The sequence below is a fragment of the Cellulosimicrobium sp. Marseille-Q4280 genome, assembly GCF_943181405.1.
Lineage (GTDB): Bacteria > Actinomycetota > Actinomycetes > Actinomycetales > Cellulomonadaceae > Cellulosimicrobium.
Map to the genome: position 1 here is coordinate 871,689 of NZ_CALPBY010000001.1, position 10,551 is coordinate 882,239.

Annotated in this window: 8 protein-coding genes; 1 reads left to right on the top strand and 7 read right to left on the bottom strand. The window is 72.8% G+C overall.

Annotation, left to right across the window (positions count from 1 at the left end):
• Positions 1 to 3: 3 nt before the first annotated feature.
• Complete coding sequence (hemQ, locus tag NFS20_RS03830) at positions 4 to 738, bottom strand: hydrogen peroxide-dependent heme synthase (protein WP_251150393.1); 735 nt, start codon at positions 736 to 738, stop codon at positions 4 to 6.
• Between the two features lie 34 nt (positions 739 to 772).
• Positions 773 to 1,981, bottom strand: coding sequence for a ferrochelatase (locus NFS20_RS03835; protein WP_251150394.1), 1,209 nt, complete (start codon positions 1,979 to 1,981; stop codon positions 773 to 775).
• A 282-nt stretch (positions 1,982 to 2,263) separates the two neighbouring features.
• On the opposite strand from NFS20_RS03835, the gene NFS20_RS03840 reads away from it, so the two are divergent.
• Positions 2,264 to 3,562 carry an alkaline phosphatase gene (locus NFS20_RS03840; RefSeq protein WP_251150395.1) on the top strand — a complete coding sequence of 433 codons (1,299 nt, stop codon included), beginning with the start codon at positions 2,264 to 2,266 and terminating at the stop codon, positions 3,560 to 3,562.
• Between the two features lie 156 nt (positions 3,563 to 3,718).
• Here the strand turns inward: NFS20_RS03840 and NFS20_RS03845 are convergent, their stop codons facing one another.
• From NFS20_RS03845 to NFS20_RS03865, 5 genes are all read right to left on the bottom strand, one after another.
• Entirely contained in the window at positions 3,719 to 4,801 is a 1,083-nt protein-coding gene (locus NFS20_RS03845; protein ID WP_251150396.1) for a carbohydrate ABC transporter permease, read from the bottom strand.
• Positions 4,798 to 5,673, bottom strand: a complete 876-nt coding sequence (locus tag NFS20_RS03850) for a carbohydrate ABC transporter permease (protein ID WP_251150601.1) — start codon at positions 5,671 to 5,673, stop codon at positions 4,798 to 4,800. Before NFS20_RS03850 ends, NFS20_RS03845 begins: the two co-directional genes overlap by 4 nt.
• Before the next feature lie 259 nt (positions 5,674 to 5,932).
• A complete protein-coding gene (locus NFS20_RS03855) occupies positions 5,933 to 7,333 on the bottom strand; it encodes an ABC transporter substrate-binding protein (protein WP_251150397.1) in 1,401 nt (466 codons plus the stop codon).
• A gap of 91 nt (positions 7,334 to 7,424) precedes the next feature.
• Positions 7,425 to 9,086: a glycoside hydrolase family 13 protein gene (locus NFS20_RS03860; protein WP_251150398.1), complete on the bottom strand. Its 1,662-nt coding sequence runs from the start codon at positions 9,084 to 9,086 to the stop codon at positions 7,425 to 7,427.
• Positions 9,087 to 9,464: 378 nt separating this feature from the next.
• The gene (locus NFS20_RS03865; RefSeq protein ID WP_251150399.1) at positions 9,465 to 10,496 is read right to left on the bottom strand and encodes a LacI family DNA-binding transcriptional regulator; all 1,032 of its coding nucleotides are present in this window, start codon (positions 10,494 to 10,496) and stop codon (positions 9,465 to 9,467) included.
• Positions 10,497 to 10,551: the final 55 nt, after the last annotated feature.

Consider the following 10,551-nt stretch of genomic DNA (forward strand, 5'->3'; position numbering starts at 1 on the left):
GGGTCAGGCCAGCGGCTGGCGGTCCGCCCACGCGGTGAGGGTCGTGCGCGGCCCGGTGAAGAACGGGACCTCCTCGCGCACGTGGCGGCGCGCCTCGGTGTTCCGCAGCTCGCGCATGAGGTCGACGATGCGGTGCAGCTCGTCCGCCTCGAACGCGAGGATCCACTCGTAGTCGCCGAGCGCGAACGACGCGACGGTGTTGGCGCGCACGTCCGGGTAGTCCTTCGCCGCGAGGCCGTGGTCGCGCAGCATGGTGCGGCGCTCGGCGTCGGGCAGCAGGTACCAGTCGTAGGAGCGCACGAACGGGTAGACGCTGAGGTAGTCGCGCGGTGCCTCGCCCGCGAGGAACGCCGGGACGTGCCCGCGGTTGAACTCGGCCGGGCGGTGCAGCGCCACGTTCGACCAGACGGGCTCGAGGTGCGCGCCGAGCCCGCTCTGGCGCAGGCGCTGGTACGCGCCCTGGACGGACTCGACCGTCGGGCCGTGCCACCACACCATGAGGTCCGCGTCCGAGCGAAGTCCCGCGACGTCGTACCAGCCGCGGACGACGAGGTCGCCGTCCGTCGCGGCCGGGTCGTCGCCGCCGCCGACGGCGTCGAGCGCCTGCGTGACGAGCGCGGCCCGCTCCTCGGGGTGCGCAGGCAGGGGCGCCGCCGTCGCGAACACCGACCACATCGCGTAGCGGATGGTCGCGTTGATCTCGTCGTGGTCGGCGGGGACGCGGGCGGCGTCGCTCATCGGGGATCCTCTCGGGTGGCCGGGTGCCGGCGGGTCAGCTGTGGATGTCGGTGCTGCAGAGCGCGGGGACGCCGCTCGGCTCGCCGTCACGACGCAGGCAGCAGCCGGGCGCGCACACGGAGCGGAAGGCCGGCAGGTCGCCGACCGTCGCCTGCTCGACGTCCTCGCCGCGTGCCATCGCCGCGCGCTCGACGAGCAGGTCGACGAGGCCCCGCACGAACGGCTCGCGCGTGCCGACGGTGCCGGCCCGGACGGCCGTCATGCCCAGCTTCTCCGCGGTCTCGAGGGCCTCCGTGTCGAGGTCGTACGCGACCTCCATGTGGTCGGAGACGAACCCGATCGGCGACAGCACGACGTCGCGCACGCCGTCGGCCGCGATCGCCTCGAGGTGGTCGTTGACGTCGGGCTCGAGCCACGGCTGGCTGGGCGGGCCGGAGCGCGAGCAGTAGGCGAGGTCCCACGCGACGTCGTGGCCGAGGCGCTCCGAGACCTGCGCGACGATGACGCGCGCGAGGTCGAGGTGCTGCTCGGAGTAGGTCGCGAGCGCGATGCGCGACGCCGCCTCCATGGTGTCCGGGATGGAGTGCGTGACGAACACGAGCCGTGCGGCCGCGCCGTCGCCGCCCTTCTCGGCGAGCGCCGCGTAGCCGTCGAGCACCGCGTCGACGTTGGCCTGCGCGAAGCCCGGGTGGTTGAAGTAGGAGCGCACCTTGTCGAACCGGACCCCGGTGGAGCCGCTCTCGTCGAGCTGCCCGCGCTTCTCCAGCACCACGGCGAGGTCCTCGCGGTACTGGCGGCAGCCCGAGTACGACGAGTACGCCGACGTCACGAGCGCGACGGCGCGTTCCGCGCCGAGCGCCTCGAGCTCGGTGATCGCGTCGTCCGTGTACGGCTCCCAGTTGCGGTTGCCCCACACGACGGGGAGCTCGACGCCGCGGCGCGCGAGCTCGTCCTCGAGCGCGGCCTTGAGCTCGAGGTTCTGCTCGTTGATCGGGCTCTTGCCGCCGAACCCGTAGTAGTGCTCGCCGACCTCCTCGAGACGGGCGTCCGGGATCCCCTTGCCCGCCGTGACGTTGCGCAGGAAGGGCACGACGTCCTCGGGCCGGTTCGGCCCGCCGAACGAGTAGAGGAGCAATGCGTCGTACGGGCGGAGATCGGGGGCCGCGGTCGCGGCGGCATCGGCACGGGGCGAGGGGACGCCGGCAGGGGCGGCAGCGTCGTCCTGGGGGGAGAACGGGGGCATGGTCTCGATCATGGCACCTGGAGCCGGGCCCGCCCGCCGGGAAGCGGACGCGACGGACGTGACATTGACCAGACACCGTGTCACCTTCCCGGAGCCGGCCCGGACACCCGGCGCCGGCGTCCCGAGTTGTGGGCGCCCCGCCCGCACCTAGCGTGGGTCGGGTCGACGGCGAGGACGCCGTCGGCGCCGGCCCACGGACGACGGTGCCTCCCACCGCCGCGTCCCCCGGAGATCCCGGCGGGCGCACGGGCCGACGACGCCGAGAGTCTCGAAGGAGAGCTCATGGACGCACGACGCACCACGATGAGGTCAGGCGCCGCAGGGATCGCCGCGGGGATCGCGCTCGCCGCGGTCCTGCCCCTGGGCGGTGACGGCGACCGCGGCGGCGGCCACGGCCGCCCGGACGACCGCGGCGGGAGCGACCGGGCCCGCAACGTCATCTTCATCCAGGGCGACGGTCTCGGGCTGTCGCACCGCGAGGTGATCCGGCTGGCCACGGTCGGCAAGGACGGTCAGCTCGCCATGGACTCGCTCGAGCACGCGGGCTGGACGACGACCGACTCCGCCGACCCCGAGGAGGCCGTCACCGACTCCGCCGCGGGCGCGACGGCGTTCGCGTCGGGCGTGCGGACCTACAACGGCGCGGTAGGCGTCGACGCCGCCGGGAACCCCGTGCCGACGCTCCTCGAGCGGGCCCGCAAGGCCGGCAAGGCGACCGGTCTCGTCACGACCGCCCAGGTCACCGACGCGACGCCCGCCGCGTTCGGCGCGCACGTGCCCGACCGCGGCGACCAGAGCGAGATCGCCCGGCAGTTCCTCGAGAGCTCGCGGCCGGACGTGATCCTCGGCGGCGGCGAGGACTGGTGGCTGCCCGCGGGCGACCCCGGCGGCTGGCCCGACAACCCGCCGAAGGACCCGACCGAGCAGAGCAAGGGCACGGAGGGGGACCTCGTCGCCCGCGCGCAGCAGCTCGGATACACGTACGTGAGCGACGCCGAGGGCCTCGACTCCGCCGGGCGGGGCAAGCTCCTCGGCCTGTTCGCGAACGAGGAGATGTTCGAGCAGCGCAACGAGGGCGAGGGCGATCTCTACGAGCCCGAGGTCCCGCTCGTCGACATGACCGCCAAGGCGCTCGACACCCTGTCGCGCGACCGTGACGGGTTCTTCCTCGTGGTCGAGGAGGAGGCCGTGGACGAGTTCGCGCACCGCAGCAACGCGACGCGCACGATCCAGGCGGGGCAGGCGCTCGACGAGACGGTCGCGCTCGCGCTCGACTTCGCGGAGAGGAACCGCGGGACGCTCGTGCTCGTGGTCGGCGACCACGCCACCGGCGGCCTCGCCATCGAGAACGTCGACGACGAGGACGAGGGCGGCGAGGGCGCGACGGCCGAGGACGGCCCGTTCGACCTGGCCGGCTCCGACCTGCAGTTCACCGTCGACTGGACGACGGGCGGCCACACGGGCGAGGCGACGCCGCTCACGGCGCAGGGCCCCGGCGCCGAGCGCATGACCGGCGCGCAGCGCAACACCGACGTCCACGACGCGGTCCTGCGGGCGATGCTCGGTCGGGGCCGCGGCTGAGGCGACCGTCCCGCCGGAGCCGCGCGTCGCCGTCGAGCACGACGTGGCGCGCGGTCGAGAACGACCTGGGTGCCGTGATCGAGCTGGTCACGGTACCCAGGTCGTGCTCGGCACCGGCCCCGAGTCTGGCGGGCCGGCGGACCTCGGCGCCCGGGGTCAGCCCTTGACCGCTCCCCCGAGGCCCGCGCCCTGGAGGAACATGCGCTGGAAGACGACGAACAGCGCGACCGGGATGAGCGTCGAGATGGCGAGCGACGCGAGGAACACCCCGAGGTCGGTCGTCGCCTCGATCGACGGGAGGCGCACCGAGAGCGGCTGGATGTCCGGGTCCTTGAGCACGAGCAGCGGCCAGAGGAAGTCCTTCCACGCCGCGATGACCGCGAAGACGGACACGACCCCGATGATCGGCCGCGACATCGGCAGCACGATCGACCAGAACAACCGGTAGGGCCCGGCGCCGTCGACGCGAGCCGCCTCGAACACCTCGCGCGGCAGGCTGTCGAAGAACCGCTGGACGAGGAGCACGTTGAACGCGCTCGCGCCGGCGGGCAGCCAGACCGCCCAGAAGCTGTTCACGAGCGACTGCCCGAGCAGCGGCGGGTCGAGGATCGTCAGGTAGAGCGGCACGAGGAGCACGATCGCCGGGACGAACATCGTCGAGAGCACCAGCGCCTGGACGACCTTGCCGTACCGGGGCCGCAGGACCGACAGCGCGTACCCGCCCGTCGTCGCGACGACGATCTGCGCCGCCCACGACCCGACGGCCAGCCAGATCGTGTTGAGGAAGTACCGGCTGACCTGGACGTCGTTCCAGGCCTTGTCGAGGTTGTCCCACGCGATGCCGTTCGGGAAGACCGCCATGGGTGTGCGGAGGATGTCCTGCGTCGGGGTCACCGCGAACTTCGCGAGGAGGAGCATCGGCCCGAGGCCCACGACGACGAGGACCACGAGCAGGAGCACGTGCGTCGAGCCCATCCCCCACCGGATGCCCGGGCGCCGCCAGTCCGCCACGGACAGCGCCCCGCGGTCCTCGACGCCGTCGAGCGCCCTGCGCCGGCGGACGCGCAGTCGGCGCTGCTCCGCCTCGCGGCGCGAGCGGCTCGCGTCGGCCGCCCGCCGGGCCGGGTCGCCGCGTTCCGGGCCAGCGGGTTCCGGACCGGAGGTGCCGGCCGCGGCGGCCGCGGAGTCCTGGGACACCACGCCGATCTCGCTCGGGTTGTCGGTGGGCGAGAGGGTCATGACGTGCTCCAGGACCGGGTGAGCCGGAAGTAGACCAGCGAGAAGACGGCCAGGACGGCCGCGAGCATGAGCGACAGCGCGGTCGCGGCGCCGTAGTCGCCGCCGAGGCTGTTCTGGAAGGCGTAGCGGTAGATGAGCAGCAGGACCGTGAGCGTCGCGTTGTTGGGTCCGCCGCCGGTGAACAGGTACGGCTCGAGGAACACCTGCGCCGTGCCGATGATCTGCAGGATCAGCGTGATGAACAGGACGCCGCGCAGCTGCGGGAGCGTCACGTGCCAGATCTTGCGCCACAGCCCGGCACCGTCGACCTCGGAGGCGTCGTAGAGCTCGGGCGGCACGCTCGTCAGGGCGGCGAGGTAGATGATGATCGTCCCGCCCGCTCCCGCCCACGTCGCCGCGAGCACGAGGGACGGCATCGCCGTCGACGCGTCCTGCAGCCACGGGTACGGGCCGAGACCGACCCAGCCGAGGATCGTGTTGAACACGCCCGTCGGGCTGCCGCTGTAGAAGAACTTCCAGAGCAGCACCGCGACCACCGGCGGCACGACGACCGGGAGGTACGCGAGCGCCGAGTACAGGCCGCGCGCGCGGCGCACCTCGCGCATGAGGACCGCCGCCACGAGCGGGACCGGGTAGCCGAACAGCAGCGCGAGGAACGCGAAGTACACCGTGTTGCGCACCGCCTTCCACAGCAGCGGGTCGGCGAGCACCTGGCGGAAGTTGTCCAGCCCGACGAACGTCGGGTCGCTCACGAGGTTGGTCTCCTGGAAGCTCATGACCACCGCGCGCACGATGGGGAACCACGAGAAGAGCCCGAAGATCACGAGCAGCGGGAGCAGGAAGACGAGGTTGGGCAGCCCGCCGCCGCGCAGCCACGTCGCGGGGCTGCGGCGCCGGTCGGCACGACCGGCGCGTGGGGCGGGTCCGGGGGCACGGCCGGTCCGCGCGTGCGTCGCGCGGGGCGGTGGCGGCGGTGCGGTGGTGGCGGTCACGAGTGTCCTTCGCGTGCGGTGGAGGGTGCCCGACGACGGGAGGTGCGTCCCGTCGTCGGGCACCGGTGGGGTGCCGGTCCGACCGGTGGGGGGCGCCACCGGCCGGACCGGGTCGGACGGCCCGGTGCCGGCCGGGAGGTCAGCCCTGGTCGAGCAGGGCCTGCGCCTCGTCGTTCGCGCCCTCGAGGAGCGCGTCGACGTCGGCGTTCTCGTCCGTGAGCACGGCCTGCACGACCGGGTCGAGCAGGGCGTAGATCTCCTGCGTCTTCTGCGACGGCTCACCGACGAGCGGCAGGTCGAACATCGTGTCGGTGTAGCCCGTCATCTGGTCGAGCGGCACGTTGACGAGGTCGGAGATCCACTCCTGGTTCTGCTCGTACTGCTCCTGCGAGAACATCGGCAGGACGGGCGTGCCCACGGGCTGGTCGTTCGCGACGAGCGTCTCCGCGTCGGCGACGGCACGGTCCTCGTCGACGAGCTTGGCGAGGTAGAAGAAGTCGATCCACTTCATCGCCGCCGCCTTCTTCTCCTCCGCGACGTCCGCCGGCATGGCTGCGAGCGTGCCGCCCGTGAGGACACCGGCGTCGTCACCCTCGAGCGGGAGCGCGGCGAGGCCGTACATGGCCGGGTCGATCGCGTTCGTCTGCACGAGCGCGGTGTAGACGTCGGAGCCCGACGTGTACATCGCGACCTGGCCGGCCGCGAACGCCTGGTTCATGGTGCCCCAGTCGAGCAGGAAGTTGCTCCCGAGGGAGTTGTCCTCCCACCGCATGGCCTGGAGCCACTCGAGCGCCTCCTTGGTCCCGTCGTTCGTGAGGGTCGACGTGGCCGTGCCGTCGTCGGCGACCTCCTGCGTGCGGCCGCCGCGGGCGAACGTGTTGACCGTGAGCTGCCAGCCGCCCGTGTTGTTCTGCGACATCTGCATGTAGCCCGCGACGCCGGGGTTGGCGTCCGCGATCGTCTTCGCGGCCTCGCGGACCTCGTCCCAGGTGGTCGGCGGGTCGTCGGGGTCGAGCCCGGCCGACTCGAAGAGCTGGCGGTTGTAGTGCAGGCCGACGCCGTACACGTTCTTCGCGGGGATCGCGTAGACGTGACCGTCGGAGCCCGTGCCCGCCTCGATGATGGCCGGGTTGAACTTGTCCGCGTAGGGCAGGGTGCGGAACTGCTCGTCGAGGTCCGCGAGCTGACCGTTCTCGACGAGGGTCTTGGCGTCGGTGAACGGGATCTCGAAGACGTCCGGCAGCGTGCCGCCCGCGAGCTGCGGCGCGAACGTCGTCGCCTTCCACTCGTACTCCTCCGGCACGACGTCGATGTCCGGGTTCGCGGCCTCGAACTCCTCGACCTGGGCGTTGAAGGCGTCGATCGCCTCCTGCTCGGAGCCCGGCAGGAGGGAGACCACCTTGAGGGTGACCTTCCCGTCCCCGTCCGTGCCCTCGTCGCCGTCTCCGTCGCCCGAGCCGCTGCTCGAGCACGCGGCGAGCGTGCTGATCGCGAGCGCCCCTGCGAGGGTGAGGGCGATCGCCTGACGTGTGGACTTCATCGTCACTCCTGTGTCCGGTGGTGCTGGGTGCGTGCTGGGTCGGGTGCGGTGGTGCTGGTGCGGTGGTGCCCGGTCACTCGCTGCTGGGTGCTCAGAGCCGGAGCCACACCGCGGTGTCGGTCACGAGCCGCGCGGGTGCGTCGTCGCCCCCCTCGGGCTCGCTGCGGAGGAGGACGTGCGCGCCGGCGGGCAGCGGCACGTCCTCGGTGCCGAGGTTGACGACGCACGCGACGTCCCCCCGGGAGAACGCGAGCACGTCGTCGCCGAGCACGACGCCACCGAGGGTGTCGAGCCAGCGGAACGTCTCGTCGTGCAGCGCGCGCTCGGCCCGGCGGGCCGCGAGCACGCGACGGTAGAGGGAGAGCACCGACGCGTCGTCGTGCTCCTGGGCCTCGACGGACACCTCGCCCCACCCGGCCGGCTGGGGCAGCCAGGCCGCGGCGCCGCCGTCGGGCCCGAACCCGAACGTGGTCCCGCCGCGCGTCCACGGGAGAGGGACCCGGCAGCCGTCCCGGCCGGGGTCGACACCGTCCGAGCGGAAGTGCATCGGGTCCTGGATCGTGTCGAGCGGGAGGTCCTCGACCTCGGGCAGGCCGAGCTCGTCACCCTGGTAGACGTAGAGCGAGCCGGGCAGGGCGGCGGTGAGCAGGGCCGCGGCCCGTGCCCGACGGCGACCGGTCGGCAGGTCGGTCGGCGTCCCGAAGCGCTTGCTGAGGAAGGCGAACGAGCTGTCCTCGCGGCCGTAGCGCGTCACGGGACGGGTGACGTCGTGGTTGGACAGGACCCACGTGGCCGGCGCGGAGACCGGGGCGTGGGCGTCGAGCGTCGTCTGGACGGACTCGCGCAGCGCCTTGGCGTCCCACGGGCGGGCCATGAAGTCGAAGTTGAACGCCGTGTGCATCTCGTCGGGGCGCAGGTACTGCGCGAAGCGTGCGCGGTCCGCGAGCCACACCTCGCCGATGAGGACGCGCGGCTCGTCGTAGGACTGCGCGACCGCGCGCCACGAGCGGTAGATGTCGTGGAGCTCGTCGCGGTCGACGTGCGGGTGCTCGCCGGGCGCCGGGTGCGCGGGGACGACGTCGGGCAGCGCCGGGTCCTTGACGAGCTGCGCGGCCGAGTCGATACGGATGCCCGCGGCGCCCCGGTCGAACCAGAAGCGCAGGATCTCCTCGTGCTCGCGGCGCACGTCGGGGTGGTTCCAGTTGAGGTCGGGCTGCTCGGGAGCGAAGACGTGCAGGTACCACTCGCCGGGCGTGCCGTCGGGGTTGGTCGTGCGGGTCCAGGTCGAGCCCTGGAACTCGGAGACCCAGTGCGTGGGGATCCCCGCCCCGTCCTCGCCCGTGCCGGGGTGGAACCAGAACCGCTCGCGCTCCGGGGAGCCGGGCCCGGCGGCAAGGGCCGCCCGGAACCACTCGTGCTCCGCGGAGACGTGGTTGGGGACGACGTCGACGATCGTGCGGATCCCCAGCTCGCGCGCCTCCGCGATGAGCTGCTCGGCCTCGGCGAGGGTGCCGAACTGGGGGTCGATCGCGCGGTAGTCCGCGACGTCGTACCCGCCGTCGGCGAGCGGCGACACGTACCAGGGCGTGAACCAGATGGCGTCGACACCGAGGTCGCGCAGGTAGGGCAGGCGGCTCCGGACTCCCGCGAGGTCGCCCGTCCCGTCACCGTTCCCGTCCGCGAAGCTGCGCACGTAGACCTGGTAGATGACCGCGCTGCGCCACCACTCCTGGCCGGGCTGGTCGTCGCTCACCGGGACCTCTTCCTCCTGGTCGGCGCTCCCGCTGCGGTGCGGGTGCCGTGCTGCGTGCCGCCGTCGCCGGTCTCCCGGCGTCGGGACGACCGTCGTCCGCGGGGCGGTGACTGCGTCGTCGAGGATGACAGTAACTAGGCGACTGGTTCGACGCAAGAACCTGACATACTCGTTATTGAAACGCTATCTCTTGACGTCGAGAGGTCGACGATGCCTTGCGACGAACTCGGCAGACGCGACCGCTCGGTGCCGAGCCCCGGGTTGTTGCGCTCTGACAGCGCCGAGCGCCGCACCACCCCGGGTTCGCGCGGACCGCGCGGAGGGGGCGTGGGCCAGCTGCGGGGTGCGGTGCGGGGGTGCGGCCCGGTGCGCGCGGCGCTACGGCGCGATCGGCTCGCGCCCGGTCGAACGGGCCGCCGCGGTCGAGCGCCGCACCACGAGCTCGGGCTCGAACAACAGCTCGTCGCGGGACACGTCGGCGCCGGCGATCATGCTCGCGAGCAGGTCGACCGCGGCGCGGCCCATCGGCTCGATGGGCTGGCGCACGGTCGTCAGCGCGGGATCGGTCGAGTTCATGAGGTTGGAGTCGTCGTAGCCCACGACGGACACGTCGGTCGGCACGTCGAGCCCTGCGCGCCGCACGGCACGGACCGCGCCGAGCGCCAGCGGGTCGCTCGCGCACACGATCGCCGTCGCCCCGGCCTCGAGCAGCCGGTTCGCCGCAGCCTGCCCGCTCTCGAGCGAGTACTGGCTGTGCGCGACGAGCGTCGGGTCGAGCCGGAGCCCGTTGCGCTCCGCGAACGCCTGCGCCGCGGCGAGCTTGCGCTCCGACGGCACGTGGTCCGACGGCCCGAGCAGCAGCCCGACGCGCTCGTGCCCGAGCGAGTACACGTGGCCGAGCGCCTGGTTCATGGCGACGAGGTCGTCGCACGAGACGCGCGGGAAGTCCAGGTCCTCGATCGACGCGTTCATGAGGACGACGGGCAGGCCGAGCTTCTCCAGGCGGCGGAAGTGCGCGTGGTCGGCCCGGCGCTCGGCGTAGAACCCACCCGCGAAGATGACGCCCGAGACCTGCTGACCCAGGAGCAGGTCGATGTACTCCGCCTCGGTGACGCCGCCGGCCGTGCGTGTGCACAGCACGGGCGTGAAGCCCTGCTGGGCCAGCGCACCCCCGATGACCTCGGCGAACGCCGGGAAGATGGGGTTGACGAGCTCCGGGAGCACGAGCCCGACGAGGCGCCCGCGCTCGCCGCGCAGCTTGGTCGGTCGCTCGTAGCCGAGCACGTCGAGGGCGGTGAGCACCGCGTCGCGCGTCGCCTGGGAGACGCCCGGCTTGCCGTTGAGGACGCGGCTCACCGTCGCCTCGCTGACCCCGACCTTCGTGGCGACCTCGGCCAGACGTCTCGACATGTCGCCGACTATACGCCCGTACGCAAGCGGCTTGCGTGAACGACCGTGTCGCGAC